General features: G+C 64.5%; 21 protein-coding genes. 13 read left to right on the forward strand and 8 right to left on the reverse strand.

The annotated features are described in order from the left end of the window. Nucleotides 1-38: 38 nt before the first annotated feature. The 8 genes from AB4Y31_RS01365 to phnF form a co-directional block, all read right to left on the reverse strand. Entirely contained in the window at nt 39-1,091 is a 1,053-nt protein-coding gene (locus tag AB4Y31_RS01365) for an NADP(H)-dependent aldo-keto reductase (protein ID WP_368672376.1), read from the reverse strand. 94 nt (nt 1,092-1,185) lie between these two features. Continuing rightward, a complete protein-coding gene (locus tag AB4Y31_RS01370; protein ID WP_368672377.1) occupies nt 1,186-1,842 on the reverse strand; it encodes an acetyltransferase in 657 nt (218 codons plus the stop codon). 44 nt (nt 1,843-1,886) lie between these two features. Beyond that, entirely contained in the window at nt 1,887-2,687 is an 801-nt protein-coding gene (gene phnE, locus AB4Y31_RS01375) for a phosphonate ABC transporter, permease protein PhnE (RefSeq protein WP_368672378.1), read from the reverse strand. Between the two features lie 2 nt (nt 2,688-2,689). Then, complete coding sequence (gene phnC, locus AB4Y31_RS01380) at nt 2,690-3,544, reverse strand: phosphonate ABC transporter ATP-binding protein (RefSeq protein WP_368672379.1); 855 nt, start codon at nt 3,542-3,544, stop codon at nt 2,690-2,692. Then, nucleotides 3,541-4,440, reverse strand: coding sequence for a phosphate/phosphite/phosphonate ABC transporter substrate-binding protein (locus AB4Y31_RS01385; RefSeq protein WP_368672380.1), 900 nt, complete (start codon nt 4,438-4,440; stop codon nt 3,541-3,543). The genes phnC and AB4Y31_RS01385 overlap by 4 nt, the downstream gene beginning before the upstream one ends. Nucleotides 4,441-4,657: 217 nt before the next feature. Then, nucleotides 4,658-5,227, reverse strand: coding sequence for a phosphonate metabolism protein/1,5-bisphosphokinase (PRPP-forming) PhnN (gene phnN, locus AB4Y31_RS01390; protein ID WP_368672381.1), 570 nt, complete (start codon nt 5,225-5,227; stop codon nt 4,658-4,660). Beyond that, nucleotides 5,224-5,967, reverse strand: coding sequence for a DUF1045 domain-containing protein (locus AB4Y31_RS01395; protein WP_368672382.1), 744 nt, complete (start codon nt 5,965-5,967; stop codon nt 5,224-5,226). Before AB4Y31_RS01395 ends, phnN begins: the two co-directional genes overlap by 4 nt. A 12-nt stretch (nt 5,968-5,979) precedes the next feature. Continuing rightward, complete coding sequence (gene phnF / locus AB4Y31_RS01400) at nt 5,980-6,768, reverse strand: phosphonate metabolism transcriptional regulator PhnF (protein ID WP_368673418.1); 789 nt, start codon at nt 6,766-6,768, stop codon at nt 5,980-5,982. A 292-nt stretch (nt 6,769-7,060) separates the two neighbouring features. Between phnF and phnG the strand changes: the two genes are divergently transcribed. The 13 genes from phnG to AB4Y31_RS01465 all read left to right on the forward strand — a co-directional run bounded on the left by phnG (nt 7,061) and on the right by AB4Y31_RS01465 (nt 20,132). Next, the gene (gene phnG, locus AB4Y31_RS01405; protein ID WP_368672383.1) at nt 7,061-7,540 is read left to right on the forward strand and encodes a phosphonate C-P lyase system protein PhnG; all 480 of its coding nucleotides are present in this window, start codon (nt 7,061-7,063) and stop codon (nt 7,538-7,540) included. Next, nucleotides 7,537-8,157 (forward strand): phosphonate C-P lyase system protein PhnH, encoded by a 621-nt coding sequence (gene phnH / locus AB4Y31_RS01410; protein ID WP_368672384.1) that lies wholly within the window; start codon nt 7,537-7,539, stop codon nt 8,155-8,157. Before phnG ends, phnH begins: the two co-directional genes overlap by 4 nt. After that, entirely contained in the window at nt 8,157-9,314 is a 1,158-nt protein-coding gene (locus AB4Y31_RS01415; protein WP_368672385.1) for a carbon-phosphorus lyase complex subunit PhnI, read from the forward strand. The genes phnH and AB4Y31_RS01415 overlap by 1 nt, the downstream gene beginning before the upstream one ends. Then, on the forward strand, nt 9,311-10,297 hold the full coding sequence (locus AB4Y31_RS01420) for an alpha-D-ribose 1-methylphosphonate 5-phosphate C-P-lyase PhnJ (RefSeq protein WP_368672386.1): 987 nt from the start codon (nt 9,311-9,313) through the stop codon (nt 10,295-10,297). The genes AB4Y31_RS01415 and AB4Y31_RS01420 overlap by 4 nt, the downstream gene beginning before the upstream one ends. Beyond that, on the forward strand, nt 10,294-11,064 hold the full coding sequence (gene phnK / locus AB4Y31_RS01425; RefSeq protein WP_368672387.1) for a phosphonate C-P lyase system protein PhnK: 771 nt from the start codon (nt 10,294-10,296) through the stop codon (nt 11,062-11,064). The genes AB4Y31_RS01420 and phnK overlap by 4 nt, the downstream gene beginning before the upstream one ends. A gap of 40 nt (nt 11,065-11,104) precedes the next feature. Further along, a complete protein-coding gene (gene phnL / locus AB4Y31_RS01430; RefSeq protein ID WP_368672388.1) occupies nt 11,105-11,857 on the forward strand; it encodes a phosphonate C-P lyase system protein PhnL in 753 nt (250 codons plus the stop codon). A gap of 80 nt (nt 11,858-11,937) precedes the next feature. Then, the gene (locus AB4Y31_RS01435) at nt 11,938-13,071 is read left to right on the forward strand and encodes an alpha-D-ribose 1-methylphosphonate 5-triphosphate diphosphatase (RefSeq protein ID WP_368672389.1); all 1,134 of its coding nucleotides are present in this window, start codon (nt 11,938-11,940) and stop codon (nt 13,069-13,071) included. Nucleotides 13,072-13,364: 293 nt separating this feature from the next. Beyond that, nucleotides 13,365-13,631, forward strand: coding sequence for a BrnT family toxin (locus tag AB4Y31_RS01440; protein WP_368672390.1), 267 nt, complete (start codon nt 13,365-13,367; stop codon nt 13,629-13,631). Continuing rightward, nucleotides 13,618-13,926, forward strand: a complete 309-nt coding sequence (locus tag AB4Y31_RS01445; protein WP_368672391.1) for a BrnA antitoxin family protein — start codon at nt 13,618-13,620, stop codon at nt 13,924-13,926. The genes AB4Y31_RS01440 and AB4Y31_RS01445 overlap by 14 nt, the downstream gene beginning before the upstream one ends. Nucleotides 13,927-14,166: 240 nt before the next feature. Further along, a complete protein-coding gene (locus AB4Y31_RS01450) occupies nt 14,167-14,973 on the forward strand; it encodes an enoyl-CoA hydratase/isomerase family protein (RefSeq protein WP_368672392.1) in 807 nt (268 codons plus the stop codon). Between the two features lie 156 nt (nt 14,974-15,129). After that, nucleotides 15,130-16,005: a helix-turn-helix domain-containing protein gene (locus AB4Y31_RS01455; protein WP_368672393.1), complete on the forward strand. Its 876-nt coding sequence runs from the start codon at nt 15,130-15,132 to the stop codon at nt 16,003-16,005. A 294-nt stretch (nt 16,006-16,299) separates the two neighbouring features. Continuing rightward, complete coding sequence (locus AB4Y31_RS01460) at nt 16,300-19,314, forward strand: molybdopterin cofactor-binding domain-containing protein (RefSeq protein WP_368673419.1); 3,015 nt, start codon at nt 16,300-16,302, stop codon at nt 19,312-19,314. After that, the gene (locus AB4Y31_RS01465) at nt 19,311-20,132 is read left to right on the forward strand and encodes a xanthine dehydrogenase family protein subunit M (RefSeq protein WP_368672394.1); all 822 of its coding nucleotides are present in this window, start codon (nt 19,311-19,313) and stop codon (nt 20,130-20,132) included. The genes AB4Y31_RS01460 and AB4Y31_RS01465 overlap by 4 nt, the downstream gene beginning before the upstream one ends. Nucleotides 20,133-20,143 lie beyond the last annotated feature (11 nt).

A 20,143-nucleotide genomic window follows, 5' to 3' on the forward strand; every position in this document is an offset into this window, starting at 1 on the left:
ATGGACCGAGCGGCGCCCGGCCGCCCGGCGTTGCCCGATTACGGCGCGGGATTCGGCTGCGCTTCGTGCAGGGCATCGATATCGGCCAGTGCCTCGGCTGGCAGCTTCACATCGATGCTTGCGATGTTTTCGCGCAATTGGTCGAGCGAAGTCGCGCCGATCAGCGTGCTCGTCGTGAACGGCCGCGTGTTGACGAAGGCGAGTGCGAACTGCGCCGGCGAGAGGCCATATCGTTTCGCCAATGCAACATAAGCGCTCGTCGACTTGACCGCTTGCGGCTTGCTGTAACGCTGAAAACGCTCGAACAACGTGATTCGCGCGCCGGCCGGACGCGCGCCGCCTTCATATTTCCCCGACAGCCAGCCGAACGCGAGCGGCGAGTAGGCGAGCAGGCCGATTTTTTCCCGATGGCTGAATTCGGACAGCCCTGTCTCGAACGTGCGATTGAGGAGGCTGTAAGGATTCTGGATGCTGACGATGCGCGGCAGACCGAGGCGCTCGGCCGCCCGCAGGAATTGAGCCACGCCCCATGGTGTTTCGTTGGATACGCCGACATGGCGAACCTTGCCCGACTTCACGAACTCGGCCAACACCGAAAGCGTTTCCTCGATCGGCACGGTGTAAGCGTCGTCGATCCACGGATAGGTGGAGCGCCCGAACGTCATCGTGCTGCGATCCGGCCAATGCAATTGATAGAGGTCGATGTAGTCCGTCCGCAGACGCTCGAGGCTGCCGTGCAGCGCCTCCGTGAGGTTCTTGCGGTCGAACTGATTCGTGGCGCCACGGATATGCCGGGGGTTGTGCGGCTGGCGTGCGGGCCCCGCGATCTTCGTGGCGAGCACGATCTTTCCGCGGGCGTCTCGATTGCGCGCGAGCCACGATCCTATGCAGCGCTCCGTTGACCCTTGGGTCTCGGGTCGCGGCGGGACCGGGTACATTTCGGCGGCATCGATGAGATTGACGCCACGATCGAGCGCATAGTCGATCTGCGCGTGCGCTTCGCGCTCGCTGTTCTGCTCGCCCCACGTCATCGTGCCGAGGCCGATCGCGCTCACGCGCACGTCCGAATCGCCGAGTCTGCGATATTCCATGCTTCGTCCACCGGTTGCAAAAATGGAACGCTATCACGAGGGGCGGCAACCTGCAGCGAACTGTGAATAGAGATGTACCGACAGCCCGCGGAGCTCAAACGTCGTATTTCTCGGCGAACCCTTGCGCGCCGAGCGTGCGGAAATCGCTCAACGCGGCGTCGATGCGCTCGTGCGGCCAGTCCCACCAGGCGATGCGCTGAAGGCGTTCGGCCGTCTTCGCATCGACGCGCAATCGCAGCACGCGCGCCGGCACCCCGACGACGATCGCGAAGGGCGGGACGTCCTTCGTCACGACGGCACCCGAGCCGACCGCCGCGCCGTGGCCGATCGTCACGCCCGGCATGACGATCGCGCCATGGCCCAGCCAGACATCGTGACCGATGGCGACGCGGTCTTGCGCGCGCCACTCGAAGATCTCTTCGTCGTCTGCGAGCGAGAGCCCGTATGAGCGCGAACGGTAAGTGAAATGGTGAAGCGTTGCGCGCCAGGTCGGATGATTGGGCGGATTGATGCGCGCGCAAGTGGCGATGTTGACGAACTTGCCGATACGCGCGTGAGCGATCTGATTGTCGCCCATCGCGTAGCTGTAATCGCCGAACGCGGAGTTGGCGATCTGACTGCGCGGTCCGAAGTAGGTATAGCGCCCGAAATCGCTGTTACGGACCACGGCCGTCGGATGGATGTCGGGCGTTTCGGACAACACGCGGCCGAGCGTCCAGGGGTCGACGCCGCCGAGCTTATCGATGTGCATGGAGCAAATTTTTTCGACGCGCAAGCAAAAGCTGTGTCCCACCCTCAGGCCACGAGGCTGCGCAAATAGGCCGAGATCCGCTCGGCGCAGGTGACGAGCACGAAAGTGACGATCAGCAAAAACGCGACCGTCTGGTATTGGAAGAGATTCATCGCGGTCAGCAGCATAAAGCCGATCCCGCCGGCGCCGACGAAGCCGAGCACGAGCGACGAGCGCAGGTTCTCGTCGAAGCGGTAGAGCGCGATGCCCAATAGAGACGGCAATACGCCGGGGACGACGGCATGCGTGAACACTTGCAGACGTCCGGCGCCGGTCAGCGTCAATGCTTCGACAGGGCCCATGTCCATGTCCTCGATCACTTCGGCGAAAAGACGGCCGAGCATGCCGACCGAGTGGACCGCGAGCGCCAAGGCGCCCGGAAACGGCCCGAGTCCAACCGCGGTGACGAAAAGCAGCGCCCATACGAGATCGGGAACGGACCGCGTAATGCCGATCACGGCGCGTGCTCCGTAATAGAACGGTTTTCCAGGCGTCACGTTTCTTGCGGCGAGGATCGACAGCGGAAAGGCAAGCAAAACGCCGATCACGGTTCCAAAAATCGCCAGATCGATCGTTTCCAGGACAGGCATCAACGTCGGTCCGAACTGGTCGAACGCGGGCGGCAGGGAGCGGGAGATGATGTCGGCCATCCCGCGCGCCCCGGTAATCAGATCCTGCGGGCGGGCCTGCACGACGATCCATGCTTGCACGAAGAGCGCGGCCGCGACGATCATCGCACCGAACGAGGCGACGTTGCGGGCCATCGACGGGCCGCCCGCTATCCGGCCTTTGTAAGGAGTGCTCATCGTCACGCATCCGCCACGTACAGATCGGCGATCTCGCGAGCCGATACGGTCGACGCGGGGCGATCGAATACCGTGCGCCCGCGGCGCAAGCCGAGAAGACGATCCGCATAACGCGTCGCCAGCTCGGGCTGATGAAGCACGCAGACGACGGCAAGGCCGTCCTCGGTCGCGAGCCGGCGCAACAGACGCATCACCTCGTCGGCGGCCTCCGGGTCGAGACTGGCAACGGGCTCGTCGGCGAGCAGCACCTGAGGAATTTGCGCGAGCGCGCGCGCCACGGCCACGCGCTGCGCTTGTCCGCCGGAGAGTGTTCCCGCGCGCTGATCCGCCAGGTCAACCAGGCCGACTTCCGCGAGGTAGCCGAGCGCCGGTTCGACTTCGTCGCGCGGCACGCGGCCGAGCACCGTGGCGAGCGTGCGATGGCGGCCGAGCGCCCCACAGCAAACATTGGCGAGCACGCTGCGACGGCGCACCAAATTGGCGTGCTGCGAAATCAGGGCGAGCGGCATCCGTGCCTCGCGCAGTGCCTTGCCCGATAGTGACGCCAGGTCACGGCCCGCCACCTCGACGGTGCCGGTAGTCGGCCGATTCAACCCGACCACGCATTTCATGAACGTCGACTTGCCGCTGCCGTTGCTGCCGAGCACGACGACCATTTCGCCGGCTTCGACCGACAGGTTCATGTCCTGAAGGGCGGTGTGGCCGTTCTCGTACCGCATCGTCAGATTACGCACGGCAAGCTTCACGCCGGACGCGAGCGCGGCGCCGCGCGCCGCCTCGCGAGCCGCGGCGTGAGCCTGCCGGGCTCCCGCCGACTCGAGCGCCGCGGCGCCCGATGTTCCGAAGATCGTGTTCACAGTTTTGCCAGGTCGACGTGCAAGGTCTTCACCAGATCGCGAATCTGGTTGTAGGCGGCATCCGATTGCGCCGTGGTCTTCAGCGCCGGGTTTTCATTCGCCGCGAGGAACTTCTGATCGGCCTCGGGCAGCTCGTGGAGGTCGAGCGAGCTCAGGACCTTCGCCAGACGCGCTTTGAACTCGGCCGGCAGATTGCCGCGCACGGCGAGCGGGTCGAGCGGAATCGGCTCCGATTGCCAGAGCGTGACATAGGCGTTCGGATCGAACTCGTTATGCAGCTTCGCGCTCGCGATTTCCTCGCTGTTCAGCTCGCCCGCTTGCACCTTGTGGTTGCGCAGCGCTTCAAACGACGCGGTGTGGCTGCCCGCGTAGATCGCCTTCACGCCCTTGTCCGGATCGATGCCGCTCTTGCTCAGGCCGTAAGCCGGAAACAGGTGACCGGACGTCGAGCTCGGGTCCGAGTAGGCGAACGACTGGCCCTTGACGTCGGCGATCGCCTTGACGCCCGATCCAGGCCACGTGACGATGGACGCGGTATAGGTAGCCGGTTTGCCGTCCTCGCCCGCGAACGTTGCCACGGCTTCCGCATGAGCGACTTGATGAGCGAGCACATAGCCGAGCGGCCCGAATTCGCCGATCTCGAGCTTGTCGTTGCGCATCGCTTCGATTTCGGCGTTGTAGTTCGTGGCGACATAAAGCTCGACCTTGCAGCCAATCTTCTTGCCGATCATCTCCGCCAGATCCTTGTAGACCGGCAGCAATCGCTGCGACGATTCGTACGGCTCGACCCCGAAACGGACCACGCCGTCGTTCGGGCAGGTTCCTTCGGCATGGGCCGCCCCGGCGGCGAAGCCTGCGACGAGCGCGGCGGCAGCGAAAATCCTGGATACCTTCATATGTTCCCTTTCCCCGAGTGGTTGCGCATCGATGGGACGCGGACCGTGCGCGAATGCGCCGTGCCACGTTCAGGGCATTGTGGGACGCGTAGATGATGAATTTATGAACGTGGCGCACGCAGCGCCGAAAGCGCGCCGCAGGGCCGGATGTGCGGACGTCTAGATGTATCGATGTCCGGATAGAAGGCAGAGAGGTGAAGCGTTGAGTGTCCCGCCGTCATTCGGCGGCGAGCACCTCCAGCAGTGCGCGACCGGCTTCTTCGATCTCGCCCGAGTTGTCGATCGTCGCGAGCGCGACCTGCGCAGGAACGGCGAGCGGCACGCGGCGAGCGAGCCGCGCGTGGACTTCGTCGAGCGTCTCGCGTCCGCGCGAAGCGAGGCGGGCGGCGAGGACTTCGGGGCGGGCATCGATATGCACCGCGGCGAGCGTGGGATATCGCGCGACCGCCTGCTGCAGGTATTCGCGCGAGCCGTTGACGACGACCGTAAAGCCGCGGTCCATCCATTCCTCGATCTCTATGCCGATCCCATAGCGCAGCCCGTGGCTCGACCATTGCAGCACGAACAGCCCCAGCTCGGCGCGGATACCGAACTCTTCGTGGCTCAGGTAGATATGGTTTTCGCCGCCGGCGCCGGCTTCGCGCGTGATATACCGGTGCGCAAAAATCACGCGTGAGCCGCTCAGGCGATCGCGTGCGTAGCCGAGCAGCGTATCTTTGCCGGCGCCCGACGGTCCCATGACATAGACGAGCCGTCCCTTCGTCGGCACCTGTGGCGGTAGGTTCATAGCGAGTCTCCGAACGGCAGTCTGGCGGCGAGTGTAAAGGGTTCGCCGGGCCGGGGCTCGATGAAGAGCGCCGCGCCGTCGACGGGCAGCGGGCCGAGTTCAGGCAACTGCGCGCGCCACCAGTCGATCAGAATCTGGCGATGGCCCGAATCGATGGAATCGCTGAGCGTCATATGAAAGCGAAACTCGTCGAACACGTACGGGTAACCCCAACGATCGAGCAGCTCGCGCTGGCGCTCGGTCAGATTCGAATCGAGCCTGCGCTCGCGTTCCGCTTCGCTCGGCATCTCGCGCAACGGGGCGAACTCGCGAACGGCATCGGCCGCGAGCGCGCCGATCGCCGTGGCGCCGTCGGCCGTCGCCGGTCGAATCGCAACGAACCGTTCGAGAGCAGCCGCTTCGACGGCGAGATCGAACCGGCGCTGGCGTCGAGCCCATGCGAGCGCCCGCTCCAGGATGTCATCGAAGCGCACACCGGCAGCGGCGCGCGCCGGCGCGACCAAGGTGCCGTGCCATCCGTAGCGCCGCGGCGAGTGCGATAGTGCCGGGACATCCAACCCACGCGCCGCGAGTGCCGCGATCAGCGGTGGCGCGAGCGTCTCCGCCGATTCGGGATCGCGCGAGAGCCAGCGGCACCCGGCGCTCCACCACGACGATCCGCGCGCGGGCGCGTAATAGATCGCGAACCGGCTCTCGGCCAGCCACTCGATCGGTTCGTTGTACTGACCGTCCCGTTGCATGAGTCCCCCAGCTCAGACATCCTGTTCCACATAAAGCTGCACCCGATCCGCGGCGAAATGCGTGATGCCGTATTTGATCGGTACGCCGTCCGCGTCCACATCGACGTTCTCGACCCAGAGCACGGGCTGCTGACGGTTGATGTTGAGTCGGCGCGCGACTTCGGCATCGGGCAGCATGCTGCCGATGCGGCTCCAGCGCCGCGAGTAGTCGACGATGCCAAACTCGGCGAGCGCGACCGAGAACCCGCCGTCCGCTCGTTCGAGCGCCTCCGGGAAGCCGGCGAAGCGTGCAGCGGGATACCACGCGTGCGCGTAGGTGAGCGGTACGCCATCCGCCGCGTGAAGCGACTCGATTCGATAGACGAGCGTGCCGGTGCGCAGGCCCAGCGCCTTCGCGACTTTCGGTTCGGCCTTCACGGACGCCGCCGACAATACGATGCCGCGCGCCGAGTGCCCCTGTTCGCGCAAGTTTTCGGTAAACCGCGTGCGGCGCCCGATCGTATAGTCGATCGCCCCCGGTTGAACGAATGTGCCTCTGCCTTGTTCCACACTGACGAGGCCCTGCGCGGCGAGTCCGAGCATGGCGCGGCGCACCGTGTGCCGGTTCACGCCGAAACGCTTCGCCAATTCGCTCTCGCTCGGCAGGCGTCCGTTCTCGCCGAATCCGCTCGAGGCGATCTCCGCGGCGAGCACTTGTTCGATCTGTCGCCATACCGCCACGCCCGCCCCGCGCTCGACGGCACTCGCGGGAATCGGCGATGTGCTGATTTCCGTGGCCCGGCCGCTGTTACCGCGTTTCATCATCATGTCATTCCGATCGGTCAAATTCGTCGTTCAGCGAGCATTGTATGGGCCCCCACGTGATCGGGGCGTGAAAGGCAAAGCAAATCGTTGCGGAAACACAATGCCGCACGCTGCCGACGACGATATGCTAGCATGTCGAGCATCGATCTAATCGTCTAGACGACTAGATGAAATTGCTGCGGAGGCAACAACGAGAGTCGAGGCGACCCGGCATAAAGACGGCAGGGGCCGGTCCGAGTTCGTATTCGCGTACCAAAATGCATTCGCGACAGATCCAGGAACCGCATACATGAACGATTCATCCCCCGATATCGAGCTCGAGCGGCGGCGCTGGCTCGCGCAGCTCGCGCGGGCGCCGCGTGCGACGCTCGAGTGCGCGCTCGAGGCCGTCTGCGACGGCATGCCGTTGCCAGCCTTCGACTGGCTGCGCGCGCCGCAGACCGGGCTCGCGATGGTGCGCGGGCGCATCGGCGGCACCGGCGATCCGTTCAACGTCGGCGAGACGACGGTCACGCGTGCCGTGCTTCGTCTGAAGTCGCGCGACGGCGTCGGCCTCGTCGGCGTGGCTTATCAACTGGGGCGCGACAAGCGGCGCGCTGAACTCGCGGCGCTCGCCGACGCGATGCTGCAGTCGCCGCGCTGGCGCGACGCAGTGCGCGATCGATTGTTGGCGCCGCTCGCGCGAACGCTCGATGAAGCGCGGCGCGAGCGCACCGAGAGCACTGCCTCGACGCGCGTGGATTTCTATACGATGGTCCGAGGCGAATGATGATCGACAACGACAAGCTTTCTTCGCTCGATGCGCTCGTGCGCGGCTTTGCCGATCCGGTTCACGATGCCCAAGCCTGCTTTCGCGTGCTGCTCGATGCACTGGCGCGGCCCGGTACGGCGTACTCGATCGACGTTGCTCTCGACGACGACGCGCAGCGTCAGTGGCCCGCGGCGGCGTTCGCGGCCCTCCTGACGCTCGTGGATTTCTCCACGCCCGTCTGGCTTCAGCGGCGCGACGAATCGCTCGCGCAGGCGATCCGCTTTCATACGGGTGCGCCGCTCGCCGATGCGCCGGAAGCGGCCGCCTTCGCGTATATCGCCGATGCGGCGAGCCTGCCCGCGCCCGATGCGTTTTCGCTCGGCACACCCGAGGAGCCGCAGGGCTCGGCCACGTTGCTGATCCGAGTCGACGCGCTCGAAGGAGGGCGGCCGCTGACGCTGTCGGGCCCGGGCATTCGATCGAGCGTTCGCGCCGCGCCGCTCGGCATCGCCGATACGTTCTGGCATGCGCGGGCAGCGCTTGCCACGCAGGCGCCCTGCGGCGTCGATTGTTACCTCTTTTGCGGGCGATCCGTGATCGGCATCCCGCGGACGACTCGAGTGGAGCTCAACTGATGTACGTCGCAGTCAAAGGAGGCGAGCGCGCGATCGAGGCATCGTGGCGCTTGCTCGAAGCAGCAAGGCGCGGCGATCGCGCGCAACCCGAGCTGACGATCGCACAGATCCGCCAGCAGATGCGCCTCGCCGTCGCACGCGTGATGACCGAAGGCTCGGTCTACGACGAAGACCTCGCGGCGTTGGCCATCAAGCAGGCGGCGGGGGATCTCGTCGAAGCCATCTTCTTGCTGCGCGCCTACCGCACGACGCTGCCGCGCTTCGGCTACACACGCCCGATCGACACCGAGCGGATGGACGTGCAGCGGCGTATTTCCGCCACGTTCAAGGACGTTCCAGGCGGACAATTGCTGGGGCCAACCTACGACTACACGCAGCGGCTGCTCGACTTTTCGCTGCTCGCCGATCGGGATCATGAAGGCGTCGGCGCCGAACACTCGGTGCCGCCTTCCGCCGGACTTAACGCCGGGTCCGCGCAATCCGGTCCCGAGGCCGCTGAACCGACGCCGATACCGCGTGTCGTGACGCTGCTCGACGCCGAGGGTCTGATCGAACAGGAGCGTCCCTCGGAGAATTCTGCGGAGCCCGTCGACCTGGCGCTCGAGCCTCTTTTAATGCCGGCGGAGCGCGCCGTGCGGCTGCAAAATCTCGCGCGCGCCGACGAGGGCTTCCTTCTTTCGACGGCGTACTCGACGCAGCGCGGCTATGCGCGCAACCATCCGTTCGCGGGTGAAATCCGGTTTGGCAAGGTGGCCGTCGAGATGGAGATCCCCGAACTCGGTTTTGCCGTCGAACTCGGCGAGATCGACGTCACGGAATGTCAGATGATCAACCAGTTCGCGGGCAGCAAGAAGACGCCGCCAAGCTTCACGCAGGGATACGGCCTGGCGTTCGGCCATTCGGAGCGAAAGGCGATGGCCATGTCGCTCATCGATCGGGCACTGCGCGCGCAAGAGCTTGGTGAAGCGGTGACCGCGCCGGCGCAAGACCCCGAGTTCATGCTTTATCACAGCGACAACGTGGAGGCTTCGGGGTTCGTGCAGCACCTGAAGCTGCCGCATTACGTCGATTTCCAATCGGAGCTCGAATTGATCCGACGCCTGCGTGCCGCCCACCCGGCGGCGCGCGCGGCCGAGCCAGAGGAGGACGAAGCATGAATGCGCGGCATAGGCAGCAATCGCCCGAATCGAGACAACCGAATGAATCGACTTCGACGGGCGCGGCCGTCGAGGGCTACAACTTCGCTTATCTCGACGAGCAGACGAAGCGCATGATTCGCCGCGCGTTGCTGAAGGCTGTCGCGATACCCGGGCACCAGATACCGTTCGGTTCACGAGAGATGCCGCTGCCGTACGGTTGGGGCACGGGGGGCATTCAGGTGACGGCCGCGATCATCGGCCGCGACGATACGCTGAAAGTCATCGATCAGGGGTCGGACGACACGACCAACGCCGTCAACATCCGGCGCTTCTTCGCGCGAACGGCCGGCGTGCGGACGACGACGCGCACGGTCGAAGCTTCCATCGTGCAGACGCGTCACCGGATTCCCGAGACGCCGCTGACGGAGAAACAAATCCTCGTCTATCAGGTGCCGATGCCGGAGCCGCTTTATCGCCTCGAGCCGAGGCTCGCGGAGAGCCGCAAGCTGCATGCGCTGTCCGAATATGGGCTCATGAACGTGAAGCTCTACGAGGATATCGTCCAGCACGGAAGCATTGCGACGACCTACGACTACCCCGTCATCGTCAACGGCCGCTATTTGACCGCGCCTTCGCCGATTCCGAAGTTCGACAATCCGAAGATGCATATGAACCCCGCGCTGCAGCTATTCGGTGCTGGGCGCGAGCGGCGCATCTATGCGATTCCTCCTTACACGAGCGTGCGCAGTCTCGACTTCGAAGACTACCCGTTCCAAGTGCAGCGGTGGGCACAAGCCTGCGCGATATGCGGCTCGCGCGAAAGCTTTCTGGATGAAATGATCGTCGACGACAAGGGCGCGCGGATGTTCGTTTGCTCGGACAGCGACTATTGCCGGCAGCAACTCGAAAAGCGCGAGGCCGGTGAGGCGCATGCGCAGCAGGCGCAAGAGCCCGATTGGAGGAACGTGCTTGCAAGTGAGACCGATGGAGGGCGAGCATGACACCGTTGCTGACTGCGCGCGGCTTGACGACGCGCTATGGCGAGCGGATCGGCTGTGAGGACGTGAGCTTCGATCTGTATCCGGGCGAAGTGCTTTGCGTCGTCGGCGAATCGGGTTCGGGTAAGTCGACGTTGCTCAACACCATCGCGCTGCGTGTCCGCGCCGCTTCAGGTAGCCTGCAATACACGACGTCGAACGGCGAAGCGCTCGACCTGCTGACGTTGTCGGAGCCGCGTCGGCGCCTCTTGATCCGCACCGAATGGGGTTTCGTCGAGCAGAACCCGCGCGACGGATTGCGGATGGCCGTATCGGCCGGCGCGAATATCGGCGAGCCGCTGATGGCGGTCGGCGCGCGCCATTTCGGCAAGATCCGCGAGACGACGACGAACTGGATGCGCCGTGTCGAGCTCGATGCCGAGCGCATGGACGAACTGCCCGGCTCCTTTTCGGGGGGCATGCAGCAGCGGCTTCAGATCGCGCGCAACCTCGTCACCGGTCCGCGGCTCGTGCTGATGGACGAGCCGACCGCGGGCCTCGATGTGTCGGTGCAGGCGCGCCTGCTCGATCTGCTGCGCACGCTCACCGCGCAGCTGAAGCTCGCATGCGTGATCGTGACGCATGACATCGGCGTCGCGCGCCTGCTCGCGCATCGCCTGATGGTGATGCAAGGCGGACGCGTTGTCGAGGCTGGCCTGACCGATCAAGTGCTCGACGATCCACAGCACCCCTATACGCAATTGCTCGTGTCGTCCGTGTTGCCGGCCTGAGCGCGATGCCGACCGCACTGTGAAACAACAGGAGTCCTCAATGAACGGCGAACCGATCGATACGAGCTTTGTCGACGACGAAAGACTGATGCTGCGCGCACGCGGCATTGCAAAGACGTTCGTGCTTCACACGCAGGGCGGGCAAGCCATTCCCGCCCTGCATGGCGTCGACCTAGACGTTTCGCGCGGGGAATGCGTGGCGCTCGTCGGTCCCTCGGGCGCGGGCAAGAGCACGCTGCTGCGCTGCCTCTATGGGAACTATCTGGCGAGTGCTGGATCGATCGAGCTGCGCGATGTCGCGAGCGAGCGCCGGTACGTTGCGCTGACGGGCGCGAATCCGCACGACGTCATGCGCATGCGGCGCGACGTGATCGGCTACGTCAGTCAGTTTCTGCGCGTGATTCCGCGCGTGACGACGCTCGATCTCGTTTCGGAGCCGCTCGTCGCGCGCGGGGTCGAAGCCGACGCAGCGCGGCGTCGCGCGGGCGATTGGCTCGCGCGCCTCAACATACCTGAGCGCCTCTGGCATTTGGCGCCGGCGACGTTCTCGGGAGGCGAGCAGCAGCGCGTGAACATCGCGCGTGGGCTGATTGCCGAGCAGCCGGTATTGTTGCTCGATGAACCGACCGCATCGCTCGACGAGGCCAATCGCAACGTCGTCGCCTCGATCATCATCGAGGCGCGCGAGCGGGGAGCGGCGATCGTCGGCATTTTTCACGATGAGCCGACGCGCGAGCGGGTGGCCACACGCCGGCTCGAGCTCGAGCCCGTGGCGATGGCCGCGGCCGTATGAGGGAGCTATCGGGCATGAACGAGCGTCCAGCGAAAACGAGTGCAGGCTGATTCCTGTCAGAGCGGATATGGAGCAACGGGATGTTGATCAAGAATGCGCGCATCGTCACGCGCAACGAAGAATTCATCGGTGTCGTGAGCGTGGAAAAAGGGCTCATCGCCGACGTCGCGCCCGGCACCACGAGCGCGCCCGAGGCCGAGGACTGGCACGGCGACTATCTGCTGCCCGGATTCGTCGAGCTGCATACCGACAATCTCGAGAAGCATTTGGCGCCCCGCCCGGGCGTGATGTGGAACGTCGAGGCGGCGTTCGTGATTCACGATGCGCAGGTGGCCGCAGCCGGCATCACGACGGTCTTCGACTCACTCGCGATCGGCTCTCGCGCCGACGCAGGTTTGCGCGGCAGCGAAATTCATCGCCACGCGGTATCCGCCATCGATCGCCTGGCCGAGCATGGTTTGCTGCGGGCCGATCACTATCTGCATCTGCGCTGTGAAGTGGGCACCGAGGATGTCGTCGATCTCTTCGACGAGTTCGCCGATCATCGGCTGCTGCAGTTCGCCTCGGTGATGGATCACACGCCCGGCCAGCGTCAGTGGCAAGACGCCGCGAAGTGGCGACAGTACCAGGAGCGCAACGGCAAGTGGAGCGACGAGAAGATGGAGGCTGCCCTGATCGAGTTGGGCGAGCTCCAGGCGCGCTATGCCGAAGCGCATCGACGCTGCATCGTCGATCGCTGCAAGTCGCTCGGGATAGCGGTGGCGAGCCACGACGATACGCTCGTCGAGCATGTCGAAGAAGCGGTGCGCGACGGTATTGCGATCTCCGAGTTTCCGACGACCCTGGCCGCCGCGCAGGCCGCTCGCCATCATGGCCTCGCCACGGTGATGGGGGCGCCCAATGTCGTGCGAGGCGGGTCGCACTCGGGGAACGTGTCGGCGCTCGAACTGGCAAAGCAAGGACTGCTCGATATTCTGTCTTCCGATTACGTGCCCTCGAGTCTAATGATGGCCGCCTTCCAGCTCGTGCGAGATGCAGGCTGGTCGTTGCCGCGCTCGATTGCGACTGTTTCTTCGGCGCCAGCGAAGGCGGTCGGGCTTGAGGACAGAGGCGCGATCGAAAAGGGGTTGCGCGCCGACATGGTGCGCGTGGGTCTGAGCGGTGCTTTGCCCGTGCCGCGCGCGACTTATGTCCTTGGTTCGCGAGTGGCGTGAGACTCGCGCAGCGCGAGCGTCCGATTGTTCGCACGATACGAGCAGTCCTTTCTTTGGGAACGGCTTTGATGTTCTCCCTCTCCCGATTCGTCTTCGTCAACCGTGAGTCCGTCACGGATCGTCGTCCGAGATTCGAACGCAACGCAGCCATCAGGGCATGAGTCGAAGCACAATCGCCGCGCATCGGCTCCGCAGTAGGCGATTTCGCCACGCTGCGGATCGCCGATGGGTGAGTTTGCGCATCTGCAAAAACTCGTTGCCTTGATAACTTTCTGCATCTACAATAAGTGCAAATGGAAGTCACGTTCGATATAGAGAAGGATAGGAAGAACAGAGCGAAGCACGGTATGTCGTTGGCGGATGCGGCGATGTTCGAGTGGGATACGCTTAGATACGAGGTCGATGCGCGACGTGACTACGGGGAGATTCGATGTCGCGGATACGCGTTCATCGAGGACCGACTCTACGCAATTGCGTTCACGTTTCGAGACGAGTCCATACGGGTGATCAGCCTGCGAAAAGCCAACAACCGGGAGATGGATGAATATGAACAAGCGTAAGCTCAAGCGAAATACGCCCGAAGAAGAAGCCGCGATCAATCGCGGCATTGCGGCGGACCCGGACAACCCGGAATGGACCGCGGAGGAGATGGCGCGAGCCCGCCCCTTCTCGGAACTCGTCGCGCAGCAAAAGCGCATGGGACGGCCCCCGAAGGAGAGCCCGAAGGAGCAGGTATCGGTCCGATACGATGCGGACATCATTGCGGCGTTCCGCGCAACCGGTGAAGGTTGGCAGACACGAATGAACGATGCTCTGCGTACGTACCTGGAGGAGCATCCGCTCAAGGCGGCGTAGCGCATGCGCCGATATCCGGAAGCTCGCGAATCGCCCGCGTCGAGGCGACTCGCGGGCTTTTTTTTGCGCCTGCCATTCAATGTCGACGAAGCGATCCGCCGACGAAAATCGGACTCTAAGGTAACTGTCCGGAACAACGGGTAAGCGGCGAGTTTCCCGTTGGCCGATACTGGCCCCGACACCAAGCGCTGCGCAAGCGCCGGATAGGGAAAACCCCAGTTACTCGGTCCAGGAGGATCCATGACCCAACTCGTCCACCCCGCCCAATCGCTGCTTTCGGAGTTCGACGGCTTTCGCATCGAATTCAGCGAAGCCAATTCACGCGCCGACATCGTCCTCGATCGTCCGCCGTTCAACGTCGTCTCGATGAAGCAACGTGACCAGTTGCGCATGGTCTTCGAAGCGCTCGACGACGATGCGCGCGTCCGCGTGATCGTCCTGCGCGGAACCGGCGAGCACTTTTCGAGCGGCGGCGATATCAAGGGCTTCCTCGAGGCATCGCCCGAGCGCGTATCGAAGCTCGCCTGGAATGTCGCGGCGCCCGCGCGTTGCTGCAAGCCGGTCATCGCGGCGAACCGAGGCTACTGTTTCGGCGTCGGTTTCGAGTTATCGCTTGCCTGCGATTTCCGAATCGCCACCGATACCACGCTCTATGCACTGCCGGAACAAAAGCTCGGACAAATCCCGGGCTCGGGCGGCTCGGCGCGCTTGCAGAAGATGATCGGCATCGGCCGCACGAAAGACATCGTCATGCGCTCGCGCCGGATCCCTGGCGCGCAGGCCTATGACTGGGGCATCGCGACGGAGTTCGTCGCCGATGCGGAACTCGAAAGCGCGACAGACGCCATGGTGCGCGAGCTGCTCGCCTTCTCGCCGCTTGCGCAGCGTACCGCGAAAAAGCTCCTGAACGATACGGAGGACGCCCCGCTCTCGATTGCGATCGAACTCGAAGGACACTGCTACAGCCGTCTGCGCAGCTCGCACGACTTCCGCGAAGGCGTCGAGGCATTCCATCAGAAGCGCAAGCCCCTCTTCAAGGGCGAGTGATCCGCGTCGAAAAAGGCGGCGCGGGAGGAGAGCCGGTAAACTACGATGACATAAGCGGATGCGCGAACGATGCACGTTTCGAGGAAGACGAGCGTTGCGATCGAGCGCGCCCGCGGCCGCTCACCTGGCGGCACCGGTCAGCGATGAGGCCAGCGAGTGTCGAGTGCCATCAAAATCTATCAAGGCAGGTTCGGACGCGTAGCGTTGCTCGATATGGATGCGCCGCTGGTTCAGCATGCGCATCACCATTGTCATCTGCTGATCAAGGCAGCCGGCCCCGACACATTTTTCTCCGTGCACGATGAGCTTCAGCCGTTGACGGACGATACGGCGGTACTCGTCAATCCCTGGGAGCCGCATGCCTATCGCCACTATGAAAACCCCGAGCAGCCGCATACCGTCATCCTCGCGATGTACATCGAGACGGACTGGCTGACGGAGATCCGGCACCCGCTCGGCGGCAGCGGCCATCCGCAGTTCTTCCCACAGCCTTGCGTGCGCATGTCCGCGCAGGCGCGCAAGCTCGCCGAAGAGCTCTCGCTCGAAATGTGGTGGTCCGACAGCATTGCATCGGAGCGCCTGGAAGGCTTGCTATTCGAGTTGATGATCTCGGTCATCGATCCGGCGAAGAACTGGCGCGAAATGTCGCGGCAGATGGAGCTCGCCCATCGCCGGCCTAGCGATCCACGCATCCGCAAGGCGATCGCCTGGCTGCGCGAAAACACGGGCGCTGACCCGGACATGAACCGGCTCGCCGAGCATTGCGGATTGTCGCGCGCTCATTTCTTCGCGCTGTTCCATCGCTGCACCGGCGTTACGCCGAACGTCTATCTCAACGTCTTGCGCATGGAGTCGGCCATTCGCGATCTGTCCGAGGGCACGAGCTCGCTCACGGACATTTCGTATGACATCGGCTTTTCCGCTCCCGCGCACTTCACGCGATTCTTCCGACAGCATCTCGGCATCACCCCAAGCGAGTACCGCAGGGTCGTCGAGCTTTACGATTCGCAACGCGGCCAAGTGCAAATCTAGGTTTGTGCGCAGGGTCCGCTCGGCCGAGGCTTGCGCCTCACCGCATGCCCTACGCCTCGCTTCATGCGGCGCCGCATCGCAAAGCATCAGACTCTAGGGTAATTCGCGCGACGGTCGGGTAAAGCGATTCGGCTTGTCTGCCTCTATCTTGACTATCAATAAGCGCCTCTGCGAGCCGATGCGGGTGTAACGCAATACGTCGCAGCGACTCCCGAGGCACGATCAGGGTAAAGACAGGAGACATGCGTGAGCGAAACCGATATCGGATTGACGGCCGAGCGTCGCGCCGAATCGATACGGACTGCTGACGAATCGGGTGCGAACGCCGAGGCGCGTCCGCATGTGGGCCGGCCGATGGAGCGAGTAGAAGACGCCGCCATCTTGACCGGCCGGGGCCGCTATGGCGACGACCTTGGCGTGAAGCCGGGCACGCTGTACGCTGCCGTGCTGCGATCGCCGCACGCCCATGCCGAGATCAAGCGCCTCGATGCGCGCGCCGCACTCGCCCGCCGTGGCGTACGGGCCGTGCTGACGAGCGACGACGTGAAAGCATGGTCGCAGCCTTTCGTCGTCGGTGTGAAAGCACCCATGGAACAATGGGCACTCGCGATCGATCGCGTCCGCTACTGCGGCGAGCCGGTCGCGGTCGTAATCGCCGAATCGCGCGCATTGGCCGAAGACGGGCTCGACGCCATCGAAATCGAATACGCTCCGCTGCCGCCCGTTACGTCGATCGAGGCGGCGATTGCGGACGATGCACCCGTGCTTCACGCGAAGGTCGGCTCGAACGTGGTCAGCGATCGGCATTTCCGCTACGGCGATCCTGAGCGCGCATTGGCGCAAGCCGCGCATCGCGTTTCCATCGAAGCGCATTATCCGCGCAACACCTGCACGCCGATCGAATGCGCCGTCGTGATCGCCGAACACCTGTCCGGCGATGAGGGATACGAGGTCACGTCGAATTTCATGGGGCCATTTTCGCTCCATGCGGTGATGTCGATGGCCCTCAAGGTCCCCGCCAATCGGTTGCGTCACAAGGCGCCGCGCGATTCGGGCGGCAGCTTCGGCGTGAAGCAGGCGGTCTTTCCCTATGTCGTGCTCATGTGCCTCGCCTCGCGCAAGGCGGGCGCGCCCGTCAAGTGGGTCGAGGACCGCCTGGAGCATTTGAGCGCGGCGACGTCGGCGACGGCGCGCTGGACGAGGCTCACCGCGGCCGTCGAAAGCGACGGGCGCATCACCGCGCTCGACTACGATCAAATCGAGGATTGCGGCGGCTATGTTCGCGCCCCGGAGCCGGCCACGTTCTATCGCATGCATGGGTGCCTCACCGGCGCGTACGCGATTCCGAATCTGTCGGTGCGCAATCGAGTCGCGCTGACGAACAAGACGCCGACGGGACTCGTGCGCGGATTCGGCGGCCCGCAAGTCTATTTCGCGCTCGAACGGCTGATCCAGCGAATCGCGGTCGAACTCCGTCTCGATGTGCTCGACGTCTATCGCCGCAATTTCATCGCGGCGGACGCGTTTCCCTATCGAGCCGTCGCGGGCGCGCTGATCGATTCGGGAAACTATCAGCAGGCCCTCGAGCGCGCGCTCGCCGATGGCGGATACGACGAGCTCGTCCGCCGCCGCGACGCCGCACGCAGCGAGGGGCACTTATACGGCATCGGATTTTCGGCGATCGTCGAGCCGTCGGTCTCGAACATGGGCTACATCTCCACCGTTCTGCCCGTCGAAGCACGTCGCAAAGCGGGGCCCAAGAGCGGGGCGATCGCGAGCGCGACGGTGAACGTCGATCTGCTCGGCGGCGTGACGGTGACGATCGCCTCGACCCCTGCAGGGCAAGGGCACATGACCGTTTGCGCACAGGTCGTCGCCGACGTGCTGGGCCTCGATCCTTCCGCGATCGTCGTCAACGTCGAGTTCGACACGATCAAGGATGCCTGGTCCGTCGCGTCGGGAAACTACTCGAGCCGCTTCGCGGGAGCGGTTGCCGGTACCGTGCATCTCGCCGCCGTGCGCGTAAAAGAGAAGCTCACGAGGATCGTCGCGGCGCAGTTCGGCTGCGCCGAGGGCGACATCCGCTTCCAAAACGGGCGCGTGTTTTCGACGGCGAATCCGGCCAATGCGCTGCCGTTCGTGCGCATCGCGAGCAATGCGCCGCACTGGGCACCCGCGCTCTTGCCCGAAGGCGAGGAGCCGGGCCTGCGCGAGACCGTGTTCTGGACGCCACCGAACCTGGAGGCGCCCGACGAGGAAGATCGGGTCAATACGTCCGCCTGCTATGGATTCGCGTTCGATATGTGCGGTGTCGAAGTCGATCGAGCAACCGGCCGCGTGCGAATCGACCGCTATGTGACGACGCACGATGCGGGCACGCTGCTCAATCCCGCGCTTGCCGACGGCCAGATTCGCGGGGCGTTCGCGCAAGGGCTCGGCGCGTCGCTGATGGAAGAGTTTCGCTACGGCGCGGACGGCAGCTTTCAATCGGGGACGCTCGCCGATTACCTCATCCCAACGACCTGCGAGGTGCCGGACCCGATCATCGTCCACCTCGAGACGCCTTCGCCGTTTACGCCGCTGGGCGCGAAAGGGCTCGGCGAGGGCAACAACATGAGCACGCCGCCGTGCATCGCGAATGCCGTTGCCGACGCGCTGGGGGTGAAAGACATTCGCTTGCCGCTCACGCCCGCCAAGGTGATGGCGTTGATCCGCATCGACGATCCCGAGCCTTCGCGGCCCGAATATCGCCAGGCGGCCAAGCCGAAGAAGCCGGTGGGCGTGGGCAAAGCGTTGACGGCGCAGGGCACCGTCGAGCTGCGCGCGAGTCCCGAGGCTGTCTTTGCCGTATTGATGGACCCGTCTGCGCTCGCCAAGGTGATTCCCGGCTGCCATGCACTGGACGCGACCGCACCCAATCGCTATCGGGCCGACGTGACGGTGGGCGTCGGAATGATCAAGGCTCGCTTCGAGGCGCGGATCGGCCTCTCCGATATCGAAGCCCCGCGCAGGTTGCGTCTCACGGGAGAAGGCATCTCGCCGCTCGGCACGGCGCGCGGAGAAGGGCTCGTCGAGTTGACGCCGACCGAGCTCGGCACGTCGCTCTTTTACGACTACGAGGCGCAAGTATCCGGAAAGGTGGCGGCCGTGGGCAGCCGGATGCTCGAGGGTGCCGCCGGCGTCGTGCTGCGGCAACTGTTCGAGTCATTGGGACGGCAAGCCGAGGGTCCGCCTGTCGATGACGACCGGGCACGACGCGGCGGCTCGTGGCTCGAGAGGTTTCTTGCGATGTTCAGGAGGCGATCGTGAAGCCGGCGCAGTTCAGTTACGTTCGTGCCGTCGATACCCGGCATGCGCTCGAGGCGCTCGCGCGGACCGGAGCCGACGCGCGCGTGCTCGCAGGCGGGCAGTCGCTGATGGCGATCCTCAACATGAGGCTCGCGGAGCCTCGCTGGCTCATCGATATCTCGCGCACCGCGGAGCTCGATGTCGTCGAAGTCGATTCGAAGGGCGGGCATCTCATCGTCAAATCCGCGGTGACGCAGGGAAGCGTCGAGTGGCGCGCAACGCTCGCGGATGAGGTGCCGCTGCTCAAGGCGGTATTTCCTTACATCTCGCACTTCCAGATCAGGAATCGCGGCACGGTCTGCGGATCCGTCGCCCATGCGGACCCGAGCGCCGAGCTGCCGCTCGCGCTCGTCACGCTCGGCGGCGACGTCGTGCTGCGATCGGCGAAGCGCACGCGCCTCGTGCCGGCCGCCGACTTTCTTCAAGGCATGTTGATGACGGCGCGCGAGCCCGACGAGCTCGTCGAAGCGGTTCGCTTTCCGTTGAAAAGGCCCGGCCAACGATTCGCGTTCACCGAGTTTTCGGCGAGGCACGGCGATTTCGCGCTCGTGGCCTGCGCGGCCATGGTGACCGACGACGCCATCCGCATCGGCGTAGGCGGTGTGGCGGACCGGCCTATCGTCGAATCCCTGCCGAAGCTTGACGGTGACGACTTGCGCGGCGCGTTGAACGATCTCGCCTGGAAGCTCGGCGCCCGAGACGATGCGCACGTGAGTGCATCGTACCGGCGACATCTCGTCAGGCAACTCGCCTGGAAAGCCATCGAGGAGGCAAAGTGAGGAGTCCTAAT

Source organism: Trinickia sp. EG282A, assembly GCF_040965455.1.
GTDB lineage: Bacteria > Pseudomonadota > Gammaproteobacteria > Burkholderiales > Burkholderiaceae > Trinickia > Trinickia symbiotica.